Source organism: Burkholderia sp. S171, from assembly GCF_009766085.1.
GTDB lineage: Bacteria > Pseudomonadota > Gammaproteobacteria > Burkholderiales > Burkholderiaceae > Caballeronia.
In genome coordinates this window covers 41,469-65,825 of record NZ_LMUF01000056.1, presented here as the reverse complement: position 1 = coordinate 65,825, position 24,357 = coordinate 41,469, and the positions used below count along the sequence as shown (strand labels likewise).

General features: G+C 60.4%; 22 protein-coding genes. 4 read left to right on the top strand and 18 right to left on the bottom strand.

Translation table 11 applies throughout. The features are described from left to right. Positions 1–21 precede the first annotated feature (21 nt). From GSQ93_RS32075 to gmd, 10 genes are all read right to left on the bottom strand, one after another. Positions 22–1,002 carry a glycosyltransferase family 2 protein gene (locus GSQ93_RS32075; RefSeq protein ID WP_158939964.1) on the bottom strand — a complete coding sequence of 327 codons (981 nt, stop codon included), beginning with the start codon at positions 1,000–1,002 and terminating at the stop codon, positions 22–24. Beyond that, positions 999–2,051: a glycosyltransferase gene (locus GSQ93_RS32070; protein WP_158939963.1), complete on the bottom strand. Its 1,053-nt coding sequence runs from the start codon at positions 2,049–2,051 to the stop codon at positions 999–1,001. Before GSQ93_RS32070 ends, GSQ93_RS32075 begins: the two co-directional genes overlap by 4 nt. A gap of 1 nt (position 2,052) precedes the next feature. Continuing rightward, positions 2,053–3,009 carry an NAD-dependent epimerase/dehydratase family protein gene (locus tag GSQ93_RS32065; RefSeq protein WP_158939962.1) on the bottom strand — a complete coding sequence of 319 codons (957 nt, stop codon included), beginning with the start codon at positions 3,007–3,009 and terminating at the stop codon, positions 2,053–2,055. After that, positions 3,006–6,548 carry a glycosyltransferase gene (locus tag GSQ93_RS32060; protein WP_158939961.1) on the bottom strand — a complete coding sequence of 1,181 codons (3,543 nt, stop codon included), beginning with the start codon at positions 6,546–6,548 and terminating at the stop codon, positions 3,006–3,008. The genes GSQ93_RS32065 and GSQ93_RS32060 overlap by 4 nt, the downstream gene beginning before the upstream one ends. Positions 6,549–6,608: 60 nt before the next feature. Then, a complete protein-coding gene (locus GSQ93_RS32055) occupies positions 6,609–7,439 on the bottom strand; it encodes an ABC transporter permease (RefSeq protein ID WP_158939960.1) in 831 nt (276 codons plus the stop codon). A 63-nt stretch (positions 7,440–7,502) separates the two neighbouring features. After that, positions 7,503–8,381, bottom strand: a complete 879-nt coding sequence (gene rfbD, locus GSQ93_RS32050) for a dTDP-4-dehydrorhamnose reductase (RefSeq protein WP_158939959.1) — start codon at positions 8,379–8,381, stop codon at positions 7,503–7,505. Between the two features lie 10 nt (positions 8,382–8,391). Then, entirely contained in the window at positions 8,392–8,943 is a 552-nt protein-coding gene (rfbC, locus tag GSQ93_RS32045; RefSeq protein WP_158939958.1) for a dTDP-4-dehydrorhamnose 3,5-epimerase, read from the bottom strand. Then, positions 8,928–9,821 (bottom strand): glucose-1-phosphate thymidylyltransferase RfbA, encoded by an 894-nt coding sequence (rfbA, locus tag GSQ93_RS32040; RefSeq protein ID WP_158939957.1) that lies wholly within the window; start codon positions 9,819–9,821, stop codon positions 8,928–8,930. The genes rfbC and rfbA overlap by 16 nt, the downstream gene beginning before the upstream one ends. Before the next feature lie 36 nt (positions 9,822–9,857). Next, the gene (gene rfbB / locus GSQ93_RS32035) at positions 9,858–10,919 is read right to left on the bottom strand and encodes a dTDP-glucose 4,6-dehydratase (protein ID WP_158939956.1); all 1,062 of its coding nucleotides are present in this window, start codon (positions 10,917–10,919) and stop codon (positions 9,858–9,860) included. Positions 10,920–11,563: 644 nt separating this feature from the next. Continuing rightward, positions 11,564–12,598, bottom strand: coding sequence for a GDP-mannose 4,6-dehydratase (gene gmd / locus GSQ93_RS32030; RefSeq protein ID WP_158939955.1), 1,035 nt, complete (start codon positions 12,596–12,598; stop codon positions 11,564–11,566). Positions 12,599–13,173: 575 nt separating this feature from the next. Here gmd and GSQ93_RS32025 point away from each other — a divergent pair. Then, positions 13,174–14,028 carry a symmetrical bis(5'-nucleosyl)-tetraphosphatase gene (locus GSQ93_RS32025; RefSeq protein WP_158939954.1) on the top strand — a complete coding sequence of 285 codons (855 nt, stop codon included), beginning with the start codon at positions 13,174–13,176 and terminating at the stop codon, positions 14,026–14,028. A 4-nt stretch (positions 14,029–14,032) separates the two neighbouring features. On the opposite strand, the gene GSQ93_RS32020 is transcribed toward GSQ93_RS32025, so the two are convergent. Genes GSQ93_RS32020 through GSQ93_RS31995 form a run of 6 tightly spaced genes read right to left on the bottom strand, consistent with a single transcriptional unit; the run spans position 14,033 to position 18,801 of the window. Continuing rightward, on the bottom strand, positions 14,033–14,842 hold the full coding sequence (locus GSQ93_RS32020; RefSeq protein WP_158939953.1) for a 1-acyl-sn-glycerol-3-phosphate acyltransferase: 810 nt from the start codon (positions 14,840–14,842) through the stop codon (positions 14,033–14,035). Between the two features lie 12 nt (positions 14,843–14,854). Then, entirely contained in the window at positions 14,855–16,168 is a 1,314-nt protein-coding gene (locus GSQ93_RS32015; protein ID WP_158939952.1) for a dihydroorotase, read from the bottom strand. Positions 16,169–16,172: 4 nt separating this feature from the next. Next, on the bottom strand, positions 16,173–17,204 hold the full coding sequence (locus GSQ93_RS32010) for an aspartate carbamoyltransferase catalytic subunit (protein WP_158939951.1): 1,032 nt from the start codon (positions 17,202–17,204) through the stop codon (positions 16,173–16,175). Between the two features lie 48 nt (positions 17,205–17,252). Further along, positions 17,253–17,768, bottom strand: a complete 516-nt coding sequence (gene pyrR / locus GSQ93_RS32005) for a bifunctional pyr operon transcriptional regulator/uracil phosphoribosyltransferase PyrR (protein WP_158939950.1) — start codon at positions 17,766–17,768, stop codon at positions 17,253–17,255. Beyond that, positions 17,765–18,226 carry a Holliday junction resolvase RuvX gene (gene ruvX / locus GSQ93_RS32000; protein ID WP_158939949.1) on the bottom strand — a complete coding sequence of 154 codons (462 nt, stop codon included), beginning with the start codon at positions 18,224–18,226 and terminating at the stop codon, positions 17,765–17,767. The genes pyrR and ruvX overlap by 4 nt, the downstream gene beginning before the upstream one ends. After that, complete coding sequence (locus GSQ93_RS31995) at positions 18,223–18,801, bottom strand: YqgE/AlgH family protein (RefSeq protein ID WP_089161120.1); 579 nt, start codon at positions 18,799–18,801, stop codon at positions 18,223–18,225. Before GSQ93_RS31995 ends, ruvX begins: the two co-directional genes overlap by 4 nt. Before the next feature lie 29 nt (positions 18,802–18,830). Between GSQ93_RS31995 and GSQ93_RS31990 the strand changes: the two genes are divergently transcribed. After that, positions 18,831–20,282, top strand: a complete 1,452-nt coding sequence (locus GSQ93_RS31990) for a deoxyribodipyrimidine photo-lyase (protein WP_158939948.1) — start codon at positions 18,831–18,833, stop codon at positions 20,280–20,282. Positions 20,283–20,320: 38 nt separating this feature from the next. Here GSQ93_RS31990 and GSQ93_RS31985 read toward each other — a convergent pair whose 3' ends face one another. Both GSQ93_RS31985 and GSQ93_RS31980 read right to left on the bottom strand, forming a co-directional pair. Beyond that, entirely contained in the window at positions 20,321–21,679 is a 1,359-nt protein-coding gene (locus GSQ93_RS31985) for a hypothetical protein (protein WP_158939947.1), read from the bottom strand. 355 nt (positions 21,680–22,034) lie between these two features. Continuing rightward, positions 22,035–22,205 (bottom strand): rubredoxin, encoded by a 171-nt coding sequence (locus GSQ93_RS31980; RefSeq protein WP_025527884.1) that lies wholly within the window; start codon positions 22,203–22,205, stop codon positions 22,035–22,037. A gap of 372 nt (positions 22,206–22,577) precedes the next feature. Between GSQ93_RS31980 and GSQ93_RS31975 the strand changes: the two genes are divergently transcribed. Both GSQ93_RS31975 and GSQ93_RS31970 read left to right on the top strand, forming a co-directional pair. After that, a complete protein-coding gene (locus GSQ93_RS31975; RefSeq protein WP_158939946.1) occupies positions 22,578–23,459 on the top strand; it encodes a hydroxymethylpyrimidine/phosphomethylpyrimidine kinase in 882 nt (293 codons plus the stop codon). A 25-nt stretch (positions 23,460–23,484) separates the two neighbouring features. Continuing rightward, positions 23,485–24,300, top strand: coding sequence for a DUF72 domain-containing protein (locus GSQ93_RS31970; protein ID WP_158939945.1), 816 nt, complete (start codon positions 23,485–23,487; stop codon positions 24,298–24,300). The last annotated feature ends 57 nt before the right edge of the window (positions 24,301–24,357 follow it).

Below are 24,357 nucleotides of genomic sequence, written 5' to 3'. Positions count from 1 at the left end.
ATAGCTTACTTTGAGTTCCGGTCAAATACCGCGAGCAGACGGCCAGAACGCCCGGCTCATCAGGCGGATAGCATCGCGCGGCCCAATCCGGCGCTTTGCCTGGATACCCTTGCGCTTGCGCCACATGCCCGGCAAGCCTTTCACTGCATCCCACTTGGCTCGAATGATGGTGTTTGCCTGACCATGACGAATGTAGAACAGCATCACAATGATATTCATGGCCAGGTGAAGCGGCAGCGTAACCCAGAGCAGCCAGCCGGGCATGTTCTTGACATACGCCCAGACAATGTTTCGATGTCCGTGATAAACCGAGAACGGACTATGCTGGCCGCCCGTGGTGCCTGAGCCAACGTGCAGCGCGACAGCATCCGGAACGTACAGGCAGCGATACCCCGCGAGCCGCAGCCGGAAGGCAAGGTCGACATCCTCGACGTAGCAGAAGAAGTCTTCGTCGAAGCCGCCGACCGCCTCGAAAGCCTCGCGCTTGTACACGGCAGCCGCCGCGCACGGCCCGAACACTTCCCTGCGCTGCCCGCTGTCCAGGGAGGCAGGGCGCCCAAATCCGATCCGCCACACGAGCCCACTCACGTGATAGGCATCACCGGCGCCATCGAGCAGTTCTGGCGTCGCTTCAATCAGCGTCCGGGTCGCAAAGAACGCAAATTCCGGCCGTTCGCTCGCCGCCCGCAAGACGCTTTCGATCCAGTCCGGCGCGAGGAACGCGTCGGGATTGACAAGCGCGATCCAGTCGCAGTCCCGAAGCGCTTCGACGGCAATATTGTTGCCCCGCGCGAAACCCGTGTTCGTGCTCATCTGCCTGAATACCGTGTTCACCGGGACGTCCTGCACCGGCGCGAAGTCGGCGCTCGCGTTGTCCACCACGATGACCCGATGCGGCGCCGTGGTCTGCCGGGCGAGCGCCTGGAGCGCGCGCACCAGCATGTCCTGAGAATTCCAGTTGACGATCGCGACGCCGACCTTCGGAACGCTGCAATCGCTCATGAACGGCCGCGTTCCAGCCGCGCGGCGAGCCTGCTCAGCATCCTGGGCAGGCCGCTGGACACGGCCGACCCCGAAGGGCCAGCAACGGGCGCGCTAGACTCGCCGGTATCGATGTAGGTAATAAACGCGTCCCGTAACTCCTTGTCGTCCAGCAGTTTGAGTTCGGGATGCGGATCACCCACGCGGCGACGCGCGTCGATGAACTGGCGGATCATCCAGAGCACGCGGTCGTTGCCCTGCGTGTTGATCGACTCGCCGAGCGCGTGAACGTCCTTGATCAGCGCGTCGCGCTCGCCCGACGCATAGAGCGACAGTCCTTCGAACTGCGCCATGCCGGTCGCGAGCACCCAACAGATTTCAAACAGCATCCACGCGCGATTCGACGAGATCGTATTGCTGCCGTGAATCCGGTACTGAAGCAGCGGCTGCGCGATCAGTTCGCACGGGAAGGTGCGCGCAGCGCGCAGCAGAAAGTCCCAGTCATGCGCGAAGCGCAGATTGCGCATGCCGCCGATAGCGTCATACAACTTGCGCGAAAACACGACGTTGCTGGTGGTCGAGACGAAGTTCGTCATCAGCAGATTCCTGGCGAAATCGTTCGTCTGCGCAAAAGAGCGCTCCGGGTGACGGATCGGCCAGGGCAGCATGTTGTGCCAACCTTCCTTGACTCCGAGCGCCTTGCCGTCCTGGTCGATGACTTCGATCCAGGTTGCCACCAACTCCGCATCGGTAGATGTGAGCCGGTCAATGCAGATGGCGAGGCGCTCCGGATGAAAGATGTCATCGGAGTTCAAGATCGCGAGATAGTCACCCTTCGCCATGCCGAGGCCACGATTGATGGCGTTGTGCGCGCCCGCGTTCTCCTGGGCGACGAGCCGCACGCGCGGATCCGTGAGGCTTTCCAGATACTCTAGCGACTCGTCCTTCGAGCCGTCGTCGACGATGATCAACTCAAGATCCGAATGGCTCTGACCGAGCACGCTGTCGACGGCTTTAGGGATGTAGGCCAGATGGTTGTAGCTGGGGATAATGATTGAAACGAGAGCCATGTCAGTCCAACTTGAATTGCAATTTCAACCATGTCCAGACATCGCGCATGCCCCGGTCCAGGGAAACCGTGGGCGCAAATCCGGTGTGGTCATGTAATTTTGAGTAGTCGAGGACGTTGTATTGAACGTCTGCCTTGCGTTCCTCGAGATACGCCACATCGAGCGACAACTGGTCGTTCTCGACGAGCGGGATGACGTAGTCCGTCAGTATCTGACGGGTGGAGACGCCGCTCGCCGAGCCAATGTTGTAGGCATTTCCCAACTGGCCGGCTTGAATGGCTGCGACGATGCCGCGTGCAATGTCGGTCACATGGACATAGTCGCGGACCGCGCCGCCATCGCCGAAAATGCTGACCTTCTTACCGTGCTGCGCCGAGGCGAATGCGGTCGGAATCAGTCCCTGCCCCCTGAACGGCAGTTGCCCGGCGCCATACGCGTTCGCCGGCCGCACGATGATAGCGGGCAACTGGCGCTGGATGAAATACAGCTGCGCGATATGCTCGATGGACAGCTTCGCCGTGCCATACAGGGAGATAGGCTGCGCGTGCGCTGACTCCAGGATCGGTGTTCCAGCCGGCTGATTTCCATAGACGGTGCCACCCGAGGAGACGAATACGAAGCGCTGGACCGCGGCGTCAAGGCATGCTTCCATGAGACGAATAGCCGGGAGGATGTTGCGCTCGTATTCCCCAGCCATGTCGCAACGGCCGTTCAGGTGCATCGCGTCGTGCGCGAGATGCACCACGGCGTGTGCGCCCTTCACAACATCGGCTACGAACGTCGGCTCACGATAGTCCCCCACGCAGATCTCGACGCCCTCGGGCAGTCCGTCTGCGGGCAGAGGCGCGCGCTTTCCATTGTGCACGTCGGCGATGCGCACCTTCAGCCCGCTCGCGAGACACGCGGCTGCCACGTGCCTACCGATGAATCCGCCGCCGCCGATCAGGACAACCGTCATGGGTGCGTCTCCGCAACGGCTTCAGGCTGATAAGCCAGCATGGCCTTGTCGAAACAATCGACATATTGAAGCGCGATCTCACGGCTCGAAAAGCGCCGCAGCACTGCCGCTTCCTTTTGCTTGAGTGACGCCTTGAACGACTCGCGTGTGCCGAGCCAGCGCGCGAAGCGCGACGCCACGTCTGCTTCGACCGCATCGACCGGATAGACCACGCCGCCGTTGAATTCGTCGAGCACGATGCCTATGTCGCCGGTATCGGTCGCGAAAACCGGCACGGCCAGATTGAGCGCCTCGATCATCGCGATCGGTAGGCCCTCATAGGCCGAGGTAATGATGAGGCCGTCGAGCACGGCGTCGAGTTCGAGCGTGTTCTGCACGTACGGAATACGAATCACGTTCGTCATGCGACGGTCCCGGATGAACGCGTCGGCATCCAATGCAAGTTCACCGTCTCCGACCAGCACGAACACCTCGTCCGTGAACTCACGGCGGGCATGGGCCAACCGCAGGAAATCCACGGGCCGCTTTTGGCTCGTCAGGCGTCCGATGAAACCGAACAACGCCTTGTTTTCTGGCAAGCCGAATTTCTCACGCAGCCCCGACGCATCGACAGGCCGGCTCTTGAATGCTTCGATGCGGCTGGTGTCGACGGCCGAATAGATCAGGTCGACGACCGAACTGTCGCGCTTCAGGTCGCCCGTGAAACGCTTGAAGATCTTCTCGTTAATCGCAATGAAACGGTCGAACGAGGTGATGCCCGGCTCCGCATAGCGATTGATCCAGCCTTGGTCGACGTCATAGACCTGCTGGTCGACGATGGGCACATCAGCAAACAGCGCCCGAAGGTTCGCGGCATTGTCGCCGAGCCACGGCGATCCGTTGCAGATCCAGACGAGGTCGGGATGCAACGATGACTTCAGGCGCAACAGCACGCGCAGGTAGTGCTCATGCATGACGGACTCAGACATCTGGACGAGGCGTGCCCCGACTTCCTGGAACTGCCGTCCCAGACTTCCCTGCTCCTGCCGCAGGCGTTCCATGGTCACCACGACGAAATCATAGCGGTCGTTCAACTGACGCATGATCTCCACCGTGTTGCGCTCGACGCCGCCAACCGCAACAAACACGGGAAACACGAACACCACCGGGCGACGTTTCTCGACCTTGGCGTAGCGCGGTGTGGTGTGACGCCGCGCTACGTGCTCGCCCGTCTCACTCGCGAAGAAGCCCCGGTCGCCGTCGACCGCCATCGGCTGCCCGAACAGCTCAGTCGCGGTTCTCGGCTCAGGCACGGGTCGCGAAGGACCTTCCTGCACGCGCACGACCTTGCCGCGCACGACGGCGCTGCCCAACTGGTTGTCGAAAACACACTGCGCGATTCGCTCCGAAAAAACCAGGTGGTTACGCAATGCGCCCACTCGGATGCTCGCCGGCGAGTCGAATCCGTACGACATTACCGCAGCGTCAAGGTTGTTTTCCGCGACGGCCACCCACGCGTCGAATAGCGCATCGCGGCCCGGGATGTCACTGGCGCTTTCTGGCCAATAGAAATATCCACAGCGTGCATGATCGATTGAATAAATCAACGCGTCCTGCGTGCCGTCGAAATTAACCTCACGCAACTCGTTCGTCTCCGTGCGTGCAAACACGCGAGCATCCGCGCCGAAGACGTCGCGAAACACGGCGACGCTCGCGTCGTTATCGGCAGAGCTGGTTTCGAGGATCAAGCCGATCTGCGAACTGCGCGTGACTTCCTCGCTGACGCGCCGGGTTTCCGGAGGCATGGTTTGGCGCTGCGCCGCCCGCCGATGCACCATTTTCCTCACCTGGACGACGAAATCGAGCGGGTCCCGCCGCAGCAGATAGAGGCCCACAGAGACGCGATTGCGCCAGCGCAAAGCTTTCGATGCGTGCGGCGATCCCGCAGCCGACACTGACCGCAACGCCACTAATTCGCGATAGACCTGTTCGACCGCTGGCGATCCGAACTCGGTCGGATGCGTGACCAGCGCTTCGATCAGCTCGGTCAACTGCTCCGCGCTCAAACTAACGGATTCGGCTCCATCGGCTGAACATGCTTTCCAGTAGTCGTTCCACTGCGGCCCAAAGTGCATCTTCATGGCCAGCGAAAGGACGCCTTTGCTGCCCGTGAGGCGTTGGAGCACGCCGTATTCGTACATCGCGCGGAAAAGCGGTGCGTAGAGCTGGCTCAGGCATTGGCCGAGGACCGACCGCGCTTGTCGGCCGGCGCGTTCGAATAGATGTTCGTAGCTGTTTGCGTGGTCGATAAGTTGCTGCAGTCGCGACTGCCAAAGCGCGTCCGAAACCGGACTCGGCATGCCGTGTTTCTTGTACTGCCGCTCGGGACCGTCCACGCCGACAATGGCGCCAATGCCAGGATGAAAGCCCCGGAACAGAACAGCCATCTCGCCAGCTGACACCTGGCGCCGGCAGAAATTCTCAATCACGTAAGGATGGTAATGATCGCCCTTCGCCTGGCGCGTGTAGTAGAGCCTCAATCCCTGCAGCGCCAGCCGGTAACCCAGTTCAATGTCCTCGAACCCGTATTTGTCGAAACGATGATCGAACAGCGTGGCCTGCTGATTCAAGATTTCCCGATCGACACAGATATTGCACGTATAGAAATGCCGAAAATCAACGAACGCGCCGTCTTCCAAGCGGTTGTAGCTGAATTGCTCGTTGCCGATCTCCGTGATGTGGTCCATCAGGTGATTGACCTTCAGGTCAGGATGCCAGTCAACCACGCCCAGCGTGGCTGCCATCGGCCCGAGCTTCTGGCCCAGCTCCCAGTGCACATTGAGCAGTTCGGGATGCGGGAAAATATCGTCGCCGATGATCAGCAAGCGCTTGCCGGTCGCCGCCCGGATAGCCGCGTTGCGGGCCGGCGACGCGCCGCCATGGGCGTTGCGCAACACCCGGATCGGAAGATCATGGACCGCTTCGAGAAGCGCGACACTGCCGTCTTCGGAGCCATCGTCGGAGAAGATAATCTCGTAAGGAATCCGCGTGGCGCGGTCGAGTTCGCGCCACGCATCCAGTACCCCCGGCAGCAGGCGCTCGCGGTTGTACGTCGGAATGATTACGCTGATAAGCGGCTCAGGCGATGATCGCCCGTCCTGCACGCGCCCTTCCGGTATGTTCGCCGACGCACTCACAGGTCGCTGGCTCCCCGCCGACTCGATCCATGCGAGATCCATGCAGGGATTCGGATGCCGGCCCTCGCTGCGGCCGTTCAGCCAGTAGTGCACGAGCGGCGGAATGCCGAGCGACGCCACGTCGGGATAGCGCGAAAGGTAATAAACGCCGTCGAACTCGGGGCCCGGCTGGCGGCTCTCCCGCCAGCCGCGCGCCAAGTAATGGCTCAGCGGATCGATACGGGCAGTCGCGACATCGGCGTAGCGGTCGACATACCAGCTCGCGACAAAGAGCGGGCAATCCCGCAGCAGATAGCGCCAACGTCGAATTTGTAGGTGGCTCGCAGCGCGGCCGGAAATATGGGCGATCGACATTGCATTCATGAAAAAAATCCAACTAACCCTGCTTGAGCGCTCCCGGGGGTACGCACCGCGGCGCCATCTTTAGAGAACGTCCGAAAAACCTTTACGCGTCTTTTGAAACCACCAGAAGCCGAACCAGGCAACGAGCATACTGGCAAGCAAATAGAACGACCAACTGGTCCAGTTGGGTTGTCTCCCCCAAATGAGCACTTCCCTCGCCGATTCGATGATGAACGTCAGCGGATTGATGTACAGCAGATTCTGATACGCGGGTGGTAACGCCGACACTGGGTAAAACATGGGCGACAGAAACATCAGCACGGTCGTGATGATGCCCGTAATCTGCGTCACATCCCGCAGGTACACACCAGTCGCGGCAAGAAACCAGCTGCATCCCATGGTTCCGAGCACGAGCGGAAACATGATGATCGGAAAGAGGATCGCGGTCCAAGGCAACGCGTGCCGCAATACAACCTGGGCGATCAGCAACACGACCCAGCTTACGCAGGTGTGAAACAGGGCAGAACCCATCGAGATCCAGGGCAGCACTTCAAGCGGAAACAGCACCTTTTTCACGTAATTGGGATTGCCGGCGATGAGACCCGGCGAGCGCGTGAAACATTCCGCGAAGAGTCCGTGCACGATCATGCCTGCAAAGATGATGATCGCGAAATCGCCCTTGTTGGTGATCTGGCTGCCGCCCCAGCGGGACTTGAAGATCACACCGAAGATCACGGTGTAGACGACGAGCAGCAAGATCGGATTGAACAGCGACCAGGCAAGGCCGAACAGCGATCCTCGGTAGCGACCGAGAACCTCGCGGACAGTCATTCTCAGGATCAACGCGCGATTGCGCCATGTCGAAGCGAGCAATTCACGGAAACCCGCAGAAGGGGCGATATGGGGATTCATAAACTCCTGATACGACGATCTACTTGAACAAAAGTTGACGGGTTTACCGGCACGGTTGGCCGCTCATCGGCCAAGGCACAGTCTGAGCGCATGCCGCCAGTCATACGCCTGGATGCCAAAGGTCTTTTGGAGCTTCGCGTTGGACATGACCGAGTTCAAGGGCCGCCGTGCTGGCGTGGGATAGGCGGCGGTATCGATGGGATGGACGACCGGTCGTTTCTCCAGGTCGGCCTCTTGGAAGATGGCTTCCGCAAACCCCGCCCACGTAGTGGATCCCCCGGCCGTCAGGTGATAGATACCCGATTTTTCCAACCAGCCGCCCAGTGCGTCTGGCCCCGCGTTCCGCGCGAGAATGGATGCGGTCAGCGTGGCGAGCGTATTGCTCCACGTCGGCGCGCCAATTTGGTCGGCAACAACCTTGAGCTCCGGGCGCTCGGCCGCAAGGCGCAACATAGTTTGAAGGAAGTTCCGACCACGCCGCCCGTACACCCAGCTCGTACGAAAAATCAGGTGCGCACAGCCGCTCGCCGCGATCGCCAGTTCTCCCTCGAGCTTGGTCCGTCCGTACACGTTCTGCGGACAGGTCGCGTCGCTCTCGACATAGGCGCCGTCCTTGCTGCCGTCAAACACATAGTCGGTCGAGTAGTGGACCAGCAGCGCGCCCGAGCGAGCCGCTTCTTCCGCGAGCAAGGCCGGCGCGTGCGCATTGAGTTGTGTGGCGCCCTCGATGTCCTGCTCGGCGTTGTCAACAGCCGTGTAGGCGGCCGGATTCACGATAATCGACGGACGATAGTCACGCAATACCGAACGCATCTGATCCGGCTTGGCCAGATCGAACGCCTGACGGTCGGCAGCGAAGACATCGCCGAGGCCCTGCAACGCCCTGACGAGTTCAAAACCGACCTGGCCGGTAACGCCCGTTACCAAAATCCGCGCAGTCATGGATGTCCTCTCATTCGAAGACGTCGGCCTGGCTCAGCGGCGAGCCGGCTTGGTCCTTGGCCGCGAGCAGCGGTTCGCCATCGAACTGCCAGTCGATCCCGACAGCCGGATCGTTCCACAGGAGCGTCCGCTCGAACTGTGGATACCAGTAGTCAGTCGTCTTGTACAGGAACTCGGCCACGTCGCTCAGCACGACAAAACCATGGGCGAAGCCTGGCGGAATCCACGCCTGCCGCTTGTTATCGGCGGATAGATGCACGCTGACCCATTTGCCGAAGTTCGGCGACGAACGCCGGATATCGACGGCCACATCCAACACTTCACCCACCGTCACCCGCACGAGCTTCCCCTGCGTATGATCGATCTGATAATGCAGGCCGCGCAATACGCCTCTTGCCGAACGTGAGTGGTTGTCCTGCACAAACACCACGTTGGCCGCGACTTGCTCGGAAAACTCACGCGCGCTGAAGCTCTCAAAAAAATAGCCACGTGCATCGCCAAATACCTTCGGCTCAATGATCTTGACTTCAGGGAGCGCGGTCGCTGTTACTTGGATAGCCATGCCACTTGATCCGTAGGAAGGTTGAGCAAATATTGGCCGTACGCATTCTTCGAAAGCGGCTTGGCAAGCGCGAGCAGTTGCTCGTCATTGATCCATTCGCGCCGGTAGGCAATCTCTTCCGGACACGCAACGACCAACCCTTGCCGTTTCTGCAGCGTCGCAATAAACGTCGCAGCTTCAATCAGCGAATCGTGCGTGCCGGTGTCAAGCCATGCGTAGCCGCGACCCATGATCGACACGTCGAGTTTTTTCTGTTCGAGGTAGCGCGAATTCACGTCGGTGATTTCAAGTTCGCCACGCGGCGACGGCTTGATGTCCGCAGCGATATCACAGACATTGTTGTCGTAGAAGTAGAGCCCCGTTACAGCGTAGTTCGAACGCGGCTTCAAAGGCTTTTCTTCAATCGACAACGCGCGGAATTGCTTGTCGAATTCCACCACGCCGTAACGCTCCGGATCGTGCACGTGATACGCGAAGACGGTGGCGCCTTCCTTCTGCGCGTCGGCGCTCTCCAATTGCTTCAGGAGATCGTGACCATAGAAAATGTTGTCGCCCAAAATCAGCGCCGAGGGATCATTGCCAATAAATTCCTTGCCGATGATAAACGCCTGCGCAAGCCCGTCCGGCGACGGCTGCACCGCGTACTGGATGTTCATCCCCCACTGGCTGCCGTCTCCCAGCATGGTCTCGAAACGCGGCGTGTCCTGCGGGGTCGAGATAATGAGGACGTCACGAATGCCCGCGATCATCAGCGTTGACAGCGGGTAATAAATCATCGGCTTGTCGTACACGGGCAGCAATTGCTTCGATACAACATGCGTAATGGGATATAGCCGCGTGCCCGAGCCGCCGGCGAGAATGATGCCTTTTCGCGCCATCTTTAGTCCTTGTAGTTGCGTTCTAGCGTTACAGCGTCAGGTGCGCTGCGTATAGTTCGTGTCGACCCACTTCCGGTACTCGCCCGAAGCGACTTCATCAGACCACGCCTGATTGTCGAGATACCACTGAACCGTCTTGGCCAGACCCGTCTCGAAGGTCTCCGCCGGTTTCCAGCCGAGTTCGCGTTCAAGCTTTCGCGCGTCGATTGCGTAGCGGCGATCATGGCCGGGGCGATCGGTCACGTAAGTGATCTGGTCGCGATACGACCCGCTTGCCTTTGGCTTCAACTGGTCGAGCAAATCGCACAGGATATGCACGACGTCGAGATTCTTCTTCTCGTTCCAGCCGCCAATGTTGTACGTCTCACCGGGCTTGCCGCGCTGAAGCACCTCGCGGATTGCGCTGCAATGATCGCCGACATACAGCCAGTCGCGTACGTTCTGACCATCGCCATAGACGGGCAGCGGCTTGCCGGCAAGCGCATTCGCAATCATCAGCGGGATCAGCTTTTCCGGGAATTGATACGGACCGTAGTTATTCGAGCAATTCGTGGTGAGCGTCTGCAAGCCGTACGTATGGTGGTAGGCACGAACCAGATGGTCCGACCCGGCCTTCGTCGCGGCATACGGGCTGTTCGGCGCGTAAGGCGTGGTCTCGGAAAACTGCGGGTCAGTGGCCGACAACGAGCCGTACACTTCATCGGTAGACACATGCAGGAACCGGAACTGGCCTCGACCTTCATCGCTCAACGTCTGGAGATGCGAACGAACCGCTTCGAGCAGCGTGAAGGTTCCGACCATATTCGTTTGCACGAAGTCTGCTGGACCGTGAATCGACCGGTCGACGTGACTTTCCGCCGCAAAATGCAGCACTGCACGCGGCGCGTGCTGCTTCAGCAACGCATCGAGCGCCGCCCTGTCACAAATGTCGACCTGAGCAAAGACATGCCCGGGGTTGTCCCGCAACGACTGAAGCGTCTGGAGATTACCGGCATACGTGAGCTTGTCTACATTTAAAACCGGCTCGTCCGATGTACGAAGCCAGTCCAGAATGAAATTGGCTCCGATAAAGCCAGCGCCGCCCGTAACTAATATCATTGAATTTATTCAGAAAAGTTGATTGTCAATACCAAGCTCACCGCGCCCGCAGCCCGGAAAGTCAAGCCTCAAGCAGTGCGGGTCTCCTCAAAGATCGCTCGGCACCGCGTCGCAGTCGGAAGGCCACACGATATCACAGCGGACCTTCCTAAAAGCCTGACCTATGCTGAGCAAGGGCTAACGGCCTCTTTCAAGCCGCTCGCGGGGCCGAATTTCGACGTTTTTCGTAGAGCCGCCCATCGAATTGGCGCGAAGCGCGCCAACATCCGGGACGGAGTGGTCCGAGTAGGAAGCTCGCAGTCAATCAATGAAATATGTAAAAAAACTCTTACGTGCCGGATACAAAATCGATTCATAACGTCGGATCAAAAGATAATCGCCGTCGATCAAAATACTTGAACTAGTGAATCATTTTAGGTAATAGGCCGTGCGTAAGCCCGGACGCAATTATTGCGCCCGATCTGCAAACATTAGGCAGTTGAACCGGAGGGATTTGCGGCTGACGCGCGGTGACGGCGGACTATTTTGACAATCAGGGGACGCGGAGAGAACGTCGCGGGCCGAAAATCGACATGTTACTGGCCCGGCAGGGTCAACGCGGCGGTTAGGCGCGCCGCGTCGACTATCGGCTGCATAGAGGCTGCTTAGAACAAGAAACCCGTCTGATTACGCTGCAAGTCCTCTTCCACCATCATCTTGCAAAGCTGCTCGAGCGTCGTTTTAGGTTCCCACCCGAGCTTTTCTTTAGCCTTCGACGGATCGCCAATCAAGAGTTCCACCTCAGCGGGCCGATGAAATTTCGGGTTCACGCGAACGAGCACCTTGCCGTTGGTCGCATCCACGCCCTCTTCCTTCTCGCCCGTTCCACGCCAGTTCAACTCAATATCGACGGCTTTGAACGCCATCGCAACGAAGTCGCGAACGGTTTCGGTACGATTGGTGGCAAGCACATAGGTATCAGGCTCGGGCGCCTGCAACATCCGGTACATGCCGTCCACGTATTCCTTGGCGAAACCCCAATCGCGCTTTGCATCCAGGTTTCCCAGTTCGAGTACGTCAAGCATCCCAAGCGACAACTTGGCGACTGAATCCGTAATCTTTCGCGTCACGAACTCTCGGCCCCGCAACGGTGACTCGTGATTGAACAGAATGCCGCTGGAACCGAAGATATTGTAGGACTCACGATAGTTGATCGTCATCCAGTGGGCGTACAACTTGGCGACCCCGTAAGGACTACGCGGATAGAACGGCGTGTCTTCCTTCTGTGGAATGGACTGGACCTTGCCGAACATTTCGGATGTCGAAGCCTGATAAAAACGAATAGTCCGGTCGACCGTCCGAATAGCTTCCAACACATTCAACGCGCCTATGCCAGTGATTTCGGCAGTCGTGGCGGGTTGTTCGAACGAAACGCCCACGAAGCTTTGCGCCGCGAGGTTGTAGATCTCCTGCGGCTTGGCCCGTTCGATCAGGCGAATAGATGCGCCTAGGTCGGTCAGGTCATGCTCGACCAGATTGAGCCTTGGATGATTCAAGAGCCCCAGTGCATTCATTCTCCAGAAGTTGACCGAACTCGTGCGCCTATAGGTGCCATGAACTTCGTAACCCTTTTCGAGCAATAACTGCGTTAGATATGCCCCGTCCTGTCCGGTAACGCCCGTGATCACTGCGCTCGTCAATTCCAGCTCCTTTGTGTAGATCTACCGCGCCGCCCTATTGATGCGCGAAATTGGGGAGAACCCTTAACAATGCGATGAAAGCGTGTCTGACCGTCTCGGTGCCCATCCGCAAAAAGTAAGAAGCGCAAAACCCTATAGATCTCTGAATTTACAATCAAATAATCGACCCGTGCGAATCGTCTTTCACGGCGGCACGTCCGCAAAAGACCGGGCGGCAGCTCAGTGGTCCGATTGTAAAGAACGAAAAATCGATAAAAAATGGCGGCGCACAAACATCCTGCGTTTGCGCCAGCCCTTTGTTGTCGAAAAATATTCGATATCAAAAAAATTAGTTGACAGCGTTAAATCGTGCCTCCATCCCTAAAGGAACGGCCAAGCGCTCGTTCGCCGCAGCTTGAGCCAGCGGCGACACAGGAAGCTGGAAGCCATATCGAAGGTTGTCAGTTAATATGCGCGATGGATCAGACGCTTCTCAGGCAGGCCTCACCGAGCAGGCCTGAATACCGCCGGCCTCTTCGCCGGCAATGCCCGCGTGGCGCCCACCCATCTTTTTTCGTAGCCGATTGCCCTCCTTTATGTTTCTTTCACCTGCCAAACACCCCGTTCCTCTCGCCTTCGGCGATATCCAGGGTTGCCGCCAAGAGTTCCAGCGCCTTCTGACCAAGGCCGCGCCGAGCGAAACAACGCCACTCTGGTTCGCGGGTGACATCATCAATCGCGGTCCGGACTCGCTTGGCACATTGCGCGACCTGATCGCGCTGGGGGATCGCGCCGTCACCATCCTTGGCAATCATGACCTGCACCTGCTGTCCGTATCGGCGGGAATTCGGAAGGCGAAAAAAGGCGACACCATCGATGACATCCTGAGCGCGCCCGACGCCGCCGATCTGCTCGACTGGATCCGGCATCGTCCAATCGCGCATTTCGATCAGGGCATGTTGATGGTTCATGCGGGTGTGTTGCCGCAATGGGATGTCGCATTGACGCTGGAACTAGCCGATGAATTCCAGCGGGCGCTGCGCGCGCCGAACTGGAAGGAAACGCTGGCGAGCCTGTACGGCAACGAGCCGAATCGATGGAAACCCAAGCTCAAGGGCAGCGACCGGTTGCGCCTGATATGCAATGCGTTGACCCGCATGCGGTTCTGTTCCGCCGACGGCGTGATGGACTTCTCATCGAGCGCCGGTGTGGACTCCGCGCCCCCGGGCTTCATGCCCTGGTTCGACGTACCATCGCGCGGGACGGCGGACGTGACCGTGGTGTTCGGCCATTGGGCTGCGCTGGGTCTGATCGTCCGCGATAACGTCATCGGACTTGATTCAGGCTGCGTCTGGGGACAAGCGCTGACAGCGGTGAGCCTCGCGAGCAATCCGGCCGAGCGCACGGTGACGCAGGTGGAATGCTCGAACTGCCGGGCAACGTCGGAATAAACCTTCAATGCCGCGGCGTCACCGCTTCGAACCCGGCAACCGTATTAGCGTCATCCCTAACAACCGTCGCCGGCAATCTCAATCCCGCCTGCATCCGCCGCAACGCCACCTCCACCGACGCCTGCGCTTGCTTCGCCAGCACGCGCCTGTCGGCACCGGGCTCGATCGCATCGCAGACATAAAGATGCGCTGTCAGCGGCGTATCGCGGAGCATGGCGTTCAGCGTGAAAGCCAACGTCAGGTCATCGATATAAGCCGGCGCTTCCGCCTGCCGTCCGTGCGCGTCCTCGTACATCAGGCAGATCGGCTGCACCGGGCAAGACGCCAACACAGCCGCCTGAAACAAGTTGGAATGAAACGGCAGCAAGTCGCGCCCAAGCGACGTCGTCCCTTCCGGAAACACGCACATCAGTTCGCCGCGCACCAGCCGTTCCGACAGCTCATTCATGATGCGTTTCGCATCGCTGCGTTTTTCGCGCTGGAGAAACACGGTGTCGAGCTGCTGCGCAAGCCAGCCGACCAACGGCCATTGGCGCACTTCTGCCTTCGAGACAAACGGCGTCGGGCGCCAGGCGTTGACCACGTAGATATCGATCCAGGACACGTGGTTGCCGACCACCAGCGCGCCGCTATCGAGCCGCGCCTGATCGTTGTGCACGACAAGCTTCATGCCGCAACGGCGCAGCATCTCAATCGACCAGAGTCGATTCAGCTCCATGCGCACCCGCGGCGTCGCGTTGGGGAAACGCGCGGCCACCGTCCACATCCCGTGAAGCAGATGCCCAAAAATCCGTGCTTTGCGGAAAGCGAACATGGTCAGGACCGGTCAGCGTGCTTCATGGCGTGCTTCATGGCCTGCTTCATAGCCTGCTTCATAGGCAATATGCCCCGACACAAGCGTCATCAGTACCCGCGCCGGCAATTCATAACCGAGGAACGGTGAGTTATGCCCCTGGCTCTTGAGCTTCGCGGGCTCGACGAGCCAGTCGGCGGCGGGATCGAAGAGACAGAGATCGGCAGTCTCGCCCACGGCAATACGCCCCGCGTTCAGCTTGAGCACACTGGCCGGCGCTGTCGTGATGCGCGTGAGCGCCTTCGCCAGCGGTACACCCGCCTCACGCGCCCATTTCACCGTCAGCGACAGCAGCAGTTCCAGCCCCGTTGCGCCCGGTGTGGCTTCGGCGAAGGGCAGCAGCTTTTCGTCGTCGTCGAGCGGAGTGTGATCGGAGCAGATTGCATCGATGGTGCCATCGGCCAGCCCCGCGCGGATCGCGTCGCGGTCACGCTGCGAGCGCAACGGTGGGTCGAGGCGAAATTGCGCGTTGAAATAACCGATGTCCATATCGGTCAGATGCACGTGGTTGATGGTCACGTCACAGGTCACGGGCAAGCCCTCGGCCTTCGCCTCGCGCATGAGCGCAACGCCCGCCGCCGAAGACAAATGCGACAAGTGCACCCGCGCGCCCGACACCCGCACCAACTCGAAAATGGTATGCAGCGCGATGGTTTCCGCCGACACCGGCACGCCCGACAACCCCAGCCGCGACGCCACCGCGCCACTTGCCGCCACACCGCCGCTCGCCATATAAGAGTCCTGCGGACGCAGCCACACGGCATACCCGTACGTGGTCGCGTATTGCAGCGCGCGCAACAGCGTGCGCGTATTGACAATCGGCGTATCCGCCTGCGAGAAGCCGATGCAGCCCGACTCGGTCAGCTCGACCATCTCGGTGATCGCTTCGCCCTTGAGCCCAACCGTCAACGCGCCGAGCGGATACACGTGCGCCTGATGCAGCTTCTGCGCGCGGAACTTGAGCATTTCGACAAGACCCGGTTCATCGAGAACGGGATCGGTATCGGGCGGACAGACGAGACTGGTCACGCCGCCGGCAGCCGCGGCCGCCATTTCGGACTCGAGCGTGGCCTTGTGTTCAAAACCCGGCTCGCGCAAGCGCGCGCTTAAATCGACAAAACCCGGCGCGAGCGCGAAGCCTTTTGCATCGATCACCCGGGCCGCTTGAAAGTCTGCGGGGGCATCGCCAATGGCTACGATCTTCCCCGCCGCGATAAACACATCGGCCTGGGTTTCGGTGCCCGCAGCCGGGTCAATGAGCGTGCCGCCCTGAATATGGATCTTCATGGTGTTAGTCGTGATTTCCGGCAACGATCCCCATTACCGCCATGCGCACGGCAATTCCGAATGTGACCTGGTTGAGGATCACCGATTGCGGGCCATCGGCCACTTGCGAATCGATTTCCACGCCGCGATTCATCGGTCCCGGATGCATCACGATAGCGTCAGGCGCAGCCAGCGCGAGACGCTCCGGCGTGAGTCCCCAGGACTTGAAATACTCTTGCGCCGACGGCAGCAATGCACCACTCATGCGTTCGTTCTGCAAGCGCAGCATGATGATCACATCGACGCCCTTCAGCCCTTCGTCGAGGTTGTGATACACGTGCACGCCCATCTCGTTGAGATTGCTGGGCAGCAAGGTACGCGGACCGATCGCGCGCACTTCCGGCACGCCGAGCGTGGTCAGCGCGTGGATATCCGAACGGGCGACGCGCGAATGCACGATGTCACCCACTATCGCCACGCGCAGATTCCGGAAATCTTTCTTGTAATGGCGGATGGTGTACATGTCGAGCAAACCCTGCGTGGGGTGTGCATGACGCCCATCGCCCGCATTGATCACGTGAACGTGCGGCGCGCAATGCTCGGCAATCAGATACGGCGCACCGCTCGACGCATGACGCACGACGAACATGTCCGCATGCATGGCCGAGAGATTGTTGATGGTGTCGAGCAGCGACTCGCCCTTACTCGTGGACGACGCATTGATATTCAGGTTCAGCACGTCCGCCGAAAGTCGCTTCGCGGCGATCTCGAACGTGGTCCGGGTGCGCGTGGAGTTCTCGAAGAACAGGTTGAACACTGACTTGCCGCGCAGCAGCGGCACTTTCTTGATCTCGCGATCCGTCACGCTGACGAACTGCTCGGCGGTATCGAGAATATGCGTGACGATCGCGCGCGGAAGTCCTTCTATGGTGAGCAGATGCTTGAGTTCGCCGTTCTTCGTGAGCTGCGGATTGCCTTTGAGAAAACCGTAGCGCGAAGACGCCGGCTTTCTGTCCGGCACTCGGCTTTCGGCAGAACCCTGGGTGGCCGTGTTCATGTCGATCCTGATGGTGCGTTGTTTTTGTCGGGGAGAGGCGCGGCGGTTTTAGTCCGTGCGCGCTTCGGTCGTAAAAGCCAGCGTGCCGTCGTCGCGCTGCGTGAGCACGAGCGTGGCGTTCGCGGGCACATCGACTACGCCGCCGGTGAAACGCGCCGCCATGGGCAACTCGCGGCCGCCGCGATCGGCGAGCACGGCCAGTTCCACTGCGGCGGGACGGCCGTAATCATAAAGCTCGTTGACCGCTGCGCGCACGGTCCGGCCCGTTGAGAGCACGTCGTCGACCAGCAGGATTTTTCGATTGTCGACTTCGAACGGTAGCGACGTCGGGCTGGCCTGGCTGTGCAGGCCCTTTTTAGCGTAATCGTCGCGATGCAACGACACGTTCACCACGCCGAATCCGGCCACGTTCAGATCTTTGGCCAGCCGTTCGACGAGCCACACGCCGCCGCTGTATATGCCGGCTAGAACCGGAGCGCCCGCTTGCGTCAGCGATTCGCCATACGCCGCGCGGATCTGCCCAAGCAACGCGCGATACAGCGCCTCGGCGTCAATGAGACTCATGATTTGTCGTCAAGTCCGTCTAGATACTGTTGGAGGATGACACGCGCGGCTTCGGCGTCGATATCGTCGTAACGGCCTTTTGCATTCATCTTCACGCCGTTGCGTTTCATTTCAGCCTTCGCTTCCACCGATGAATACCGCTCGTCCACCCAGCTCACCGGCACGCTGAAACGCCCGTTCAGCTGATTGCCGAAGCGCGTGGCCAGTTGCGTCATTTCATGCGGCGCGCCGTCGGGGTGCATGGGCAGGCCGACAATCACCGTCATGGGTTTCCATTCGTCAATTAATTGACCGGCGACTTCGAAACGATATTCGCGGCTGCGGTTTTCAAACACCATCAGCGCCCGGGCGTGTCCGGTCAACGTGTTGCCGACCGCGACGCCAATGCGTTTCTCGCCGTAATCGAAGGCAAGCAGCGTGGCTTCGGCGCGGGTGTCAATGCGGGCATCACCCGTCATGCGTGGCCCGCTTCGCCCGACAACATGGAAAGCGACACGCCGAGCAGCGACAACGCCGCTTGCAACTTGTCCTCGGCGGGCACGTCGAACACGATGCGCGGATCGGCTTCCACGGTGAGCCAGCCGTTCTTGGCGATTTCGTCTTCCAGTTGCCCCGCGCCCCAGCCGGCATGGCCGAGCGTGAGCAGGAAACGGGCGGGCCCCTTGCCGCTCGCGACCGCTTCGAGCACGTCTTTCGACGTGGTCATGGCGAGGCCGCCGGGAACGCTCATGGACGAAGTGTAGACGTCGCCGTCGGCCGGATCGTGCAGCACGAAGCCGCGTTCCGTCTGCACCGGGCCGCCGAAATAGACGGGCAGATGCACAAGCGGCTCGATCTCGAGTTTCAGGTCGATACGGTTGAAAAGCGATTGGAGGTCGATGTCGGTCGGCCGGTTGATCACCAGGCCAAGCGCACCGCGCTCGCTGTGATCGCAAAGGTAGACTACAGTCCCCGAGAACGTGGGATCGGCCATGCTTGGCATGGCGATCAGGAACTGATTGGTCAAATTGATGCGATCGGAAGTCTTGGACATAATTCGAATTTTAGCAAAGGCACTGCTTGATGGCCGACTTTGATCTGGGGCTAGTCTGGTTTCGACGAGACCTGCGCGTAGCAGACCATGCTGCACTCTATCACGCACTAACTCGCTGTCGCCGGGTGCTGTGCGCCTTCGTTTTCGACAGCGAAATTCTGTCTCCCCTTCCTCAAAACGATCGGCGCGTGCCGTTTATTCATGCCAGCCTGATCGAACTCGAACAAACCCTGCGCGACGCGGGGGGCGGCCTGATCGTGCGGCACGGCGTGCCGTCGCACGAGATTCCGGCGCTGGCCCGTGAATGCGGCGTCGACGCGGTATTCACGAATCGCGACTACGAGCCGTCCGCGAAGGCGCGAGACGAGGATATCGGCAAAAAACTGGCCGGCGCGGACGTGGCGTTTTTCACGTTCAAGGATCAGGTCATTTTTCATCAGGACGACGTGCTGACGGGCGCGGGCAAGCCTTACACCGTGTTCACGCCCTATAAGCGCAACTGGCTCGCGTCGCTGACACCGGATGCGTTGAAGCCGTACGCGTCGGAGGAAAATCTCGCTGCTTTGGCGAAGCCGCCGGCTGGCGTGAAGCACGCCATTCCGTCGCTGGCATCGTTAGGTTTCAGTGCCGTGCACGCGCCCGCGTTGCCGGCGGGATCAAGCGGCGCGTTTCAACTATTCGATGACTTCCGCGACCGCATGGTCGATTACGACCGGACGCGTGACTTTCCGTCCGTTAAGGGACCCAGTTATCTCAGCGTGCATCTGCGGCACGGCACTATTTCGATTCGCGCATTGGCCCGCACCGCACACGACGCCCAGCGTCACGGCAACCGGGGCGCGGAAACGTGGCTGTCCGAATTGATCTGGCGCGATTTTTACTTTTCGGTGCTGCACCACTTTCCGTATGTTGGCGTGCCGGGCGACCACAAGGCGTTCAGGCCGGAATACGACCGTATCAAATGGGAAACGGGCGACGTCGCCGATGCGAATTTTGCCGCGTGGTGCGAGGGCCAGACGGGTTATCCGCTAGTCGATGCCGCCATGCGCCAGATCAACCAGTCGGGTTACATGCATAACCGCTTGCGGATGGTCGTGGCGAGTTTTCTCACCAAAGATCTGGGGCTTGACTGGCGGCGGGGGGAACAGTATTTCGAGGCGCTGCTGAACGACTTCGAGCTGTCATCGAATAATGGCGGGTGGCAATGGGCTTCCTCCAGCGGTTGCGACGCACAGCCGTATTTCCGCATTTTCAATCCGGTCACGCAGTCGGAGAAATTCGATACCCGCGGCAAGTTCATCCGTCATTACGTGCCGGAACTCGCCGCGTTGTCGGATAAGGACGTCCACGCACCGTGGAAGGCAAAACCCGAGGCGTTGAAGGCGGCGAAGATTTCGCTGGGCGCTGAATACCCCATGCCGGTCGTCGATCACGATACCGCGCGAAAGATCACGCTCGCGCGGTATGCCGCGGTCAAATAGCGCGGGTTCTACCGCTCGCTAAGCGCGAGCGAAAAACCCTATCGCGCGACAGCCATTCCCCGCTCGATCATGGCGGTCAGCGCAGCAACCGACGCCCCGCCCTCCGAAGGTGCAATGCCCGCCGCGGCCTGATGCAACATGGCGCCAAGCGCCTGAGCGGCCTTCTCGGGAATCGCGGCATCGAGCGGTGAGCAATCCGGCGTCGTCTGGGCCTCATACGCAATCCGCCGCCACGCGAGCCCGAGCGTGTCAGCAAGCAACGCGACATGACCCAGCCCTAGCGCGCACGCCGCCGCGCCCAGCCGATACGCCGCATCGGCTGCCTTGAGCGCAGCCGGTATGTCGATACGGCTCGCCTCCCGCGCGGACATCCCATGCTCGATCAACGCGCCGATTGCAGGCTCGGCACTCGTCAGAAAGTCCTCGTACGCCACGGCGTTCACGCGCAACACGCCAAGATCGCGGGTAGATGCATCGCGTGCCTGCTCCGCATTGCGCTCCCACGCGTCCTCGGACGCCTGCGACGCCGCGACGTGCCAGTCCACGGTCAAGCCGTAATCGCGCAGCACATCGACCTGGACGGAATCCTCCGCCGACGCGCCGTATAACGCGTAGTCGCGCCACAACAGCGCCAACGCGGCGCGCACCAGCGACTTGGGTGCATGCGACAAACCGTGCGCCTGGTCGGCCAGAACCAGATTGAAGCGAGCGTAGAGGCGACGCGCGTCAGCGGCCGTGTCGGGATCGGGCTGCAAACGCAAAGCCTCAATCACCGAACTCGCCAAACGCCAGAAATCGTAGGGATCGGGACCGGCGAGATCGGCCAGACAGGCGTCGAGGATGGAGACAATTTCAGCCTCCCCCTTCAACTCGCCCGCCTTCGAACGCAGCAGCATCAGCAACGCACGTTCGTAGTGCGCCCGCACGCGCGCAAGCCGCTCGGAGGAAATGGAGCGCAGCGTAGCCGGCGGAATGGCGCGGCCGGCGAGCGCGAGGTCATCGAAGGAAACGGGCGCGGCCCGGGTGTGCGCTGCCATCAGCGCATGCAGCCCGCGATAATGCTCGAACAGCAGCGTGGAACAGGCCAGCTCACGCAGATTGCGGCGCTCCACCGCCGCGCTGAAATCACGCAGCGCTTCGGCAAACTGGTTGCGATTTTTGTCGCTCAGCCCGGCAAGCGGCGACACCAGCACCAAGGTCTCGCCAAAACGCTGCGCCGGCAGCCAGCCCGCCGCGTGCAACGCGCCAATCCCGCGGCGCAGGACGCCGAGCGTGTCGCCGTCGCGCATGAATGCGTGCAGCGCGTCAGTCAGCGCCATCTCCGCAATCCGCACGGCGCCGCCGCGTGGGTTGGGCAATGCCTGGAACGTGTTGCTCAAGCCGGATTGAGTTGTCATGGAACGCTCACGAGCCAATGCGCGGCGCTACGCTGCGCATTGGGTGGATCTTGATCGAACCCGGGCTCATTTCGCCAATAGGCCGATGCATGCCGCCGCATCCCCTCTGGCGATAAAACCCGGACACACGCCGGAAGAGTCGAGTCGGGTCGAGCCAACTCGCTGGCCGAGCGTTCCTGCTCACTGATCTAACTGTGGTCTGACTGACCATCATGCGTGCAACGAACCACGGCGCATCATGCGAACCGCACGCCTGTTGCCCACACCTAGTTGCCCACATGTAAACAAGGCGCGCCGCATGAAGGCATCCCATCCATGCGGCGCGGCTTTATCTTCACGACGTCCGAGCCTTTGCTCAGATCTGGACCATTTCGAAGTCTTCCTTGCGTGCGCCGCATTCGGGACACGTCCAATTAATTGGAACGTCTTCCCAGCGAGTACCCGGCGCAATTCCTTCCTCGGGCAGTCCCGCTTCCTCGTCATAAATCCAGCCACAAATCAGGCACATCCAGCTTCTGTATTCCATACTTATGTCGCGTCGGGCAATCGGTTAAATGAGTGCATGATGGTACCGGTTTGGCGGCGCGGTGCCTAGCAATGCAGCAGCGCTGGCCGATCGGCCGGGATTCGGACGGCTTTTGGCTTTTCGTCGGGGTTCCGTCGGGATTCGTTGGCCCCTCCGTCGCCGTCCCGTGAGCGTTACACGCCGCGAGACGCCCTTCCAGCAAGTATCGGTCCTTCGTTTCATTAATTCCCGCACACTGATTCACCCAAGTTTGGTGCGAAAAAAAGGCCATCTCATGTGCCCGCGTGACTTTAGGCCGCATAATCGTGCCGTTTGCGCCGGCTCCTTGTCCGGCCGCTTGAATAGCCAATAATTGCACAAACGAATAATCCGATGCCCAGCGACACCCCTCCTATTGTTCTAACCTTTGGCCTGTCCGATCCCACGGGCGGCTCCGGCCTGCAGGCAGACCTGCTGACACTTGCCAGCATGGGCTGTCACGGGCTCACTGTCCTGACCGGCTACACCGTGCGCGACTCGGCGACCTGCGACGAAGTGACCGGGCTCGACCCCGACACCGTGGGCACTCAGGCCCGCATGTTGCTGGAAGATATGCCGGTGGCGGCCTTCAAGATTGGCGCGGCGACGCGTGCGGAAGTGGTCAGCGCAATTGCAGAAGTGGTCGCCGACTACGACGACGTGCCGCTGATTCTCGCGCCCGACTTCACGCTCGACGACGAGCATGTGCTGGCGGCGGACGAATTGCGCGAATCGATTGCAGATTTGCTGGTGCCGCAAACCACCATGCTCGTAGCCGATCACGCCACGCTCCTGCAGCTCGCGCAGCCCGATGGCGACGCCGAAGCGCCCACGCTCGACGCCGCGATCTCGCATTTGCTGTCGCAGGGCTGCGAGTACATCCTGGCGACGGAAACGGGCACGCATCGGCATGTGAACACGCTTTATAGCGAGGAAGGCCAGATCAGGCAGGACACGTGGGATCGTACCGAGCACCGCACGATGGGCATTACCGACACGCTCGGGTCCGCCATTGCCGCGTTGCTTGCCAATGGGCAGGAACCCGCGGAAGCCGCGCGCGAAGCGCAGGAATATGTGTTTCAGGCGACCCGCGCCGCCTTCAGGCCCGGCATGGGCGCTTATTTGCCGGACCGGTTTTTCTGGGCGCGTTCGAACGATGACGACGAAACGCCGCCCGTGGTTTTAGATACACAGGCAGATGCACCACCCGTTATACCGGGCGAAGCCCGCCACTGATACCTTCCTGGAGCGAGACTTACCCATGCCGCTGCGCAAACCATCGCTCCACCCACTCAAGCACAGTCCCGGCCCCGTACGGATCGGCTGTGCTGGCTGGGGACTCACGGACGCGGTCGCGGAACACTTCCCCGGCGAGGGCACTCACCTCGCCCGCTATTCGCAGGTGCTGACCTGCGTCGAAATCAACTCGAGTTTCTATCGGCCGCATCGGGCTGAAACGTATGCACGCTGGCGCGATAGCGTGCCCAGTACGTTTCGCTTTTCCGTGAAGATTCCAAAAGCGATTACGCACGACGCGCGCCTCGTCAGTTGCGAGACGCTGCTCGACACCTTCCTCGAATCCGCGACTCAACTGGGCAGTACGCTCGGCTGCTGGCTCGTGCAACTACCGCCCAGCCTTGCGTTCGACCCCGACGTGGCCAAGTCGTTTTTTACATCGATGCGCGAACGCACGGCTATACCGATCGCGCTGGAAGCACGGCACGAGAGCTGGTTCGCGAAAGGCGCAGCCACGTTGCTCAAGTCGAAAAAGATCGCGTATGTGGATGCCGATCCGCAACCCGATGACTGTTTCATTGCGCATCGGGCAGATACGTCGCTGGTGTATTTCCGGCTGCATGGCTCGCCGGAGATGTATCAGTCATCGTATGAGTACCCCTACCTTGATTCCCTCGCGCTCACGCTGCATGACCGGGCGAAAAAAGCGCACGAAGTGTGGTGCATCTTCGATAACACCGCCGCCGGTCACGCCCAGTTCAATGCGCTGCGCGTGAAAAGCCGCAGGGCATTGAACGCGCGGCCAAAACGCGCCGCCGTCAGGGAGAAAGCCGATGCGTGAATGCAGAGCGTGGCTACGCGCTTGACCGTCCAACGTGTCCCTGGTCAAACGTTAAAC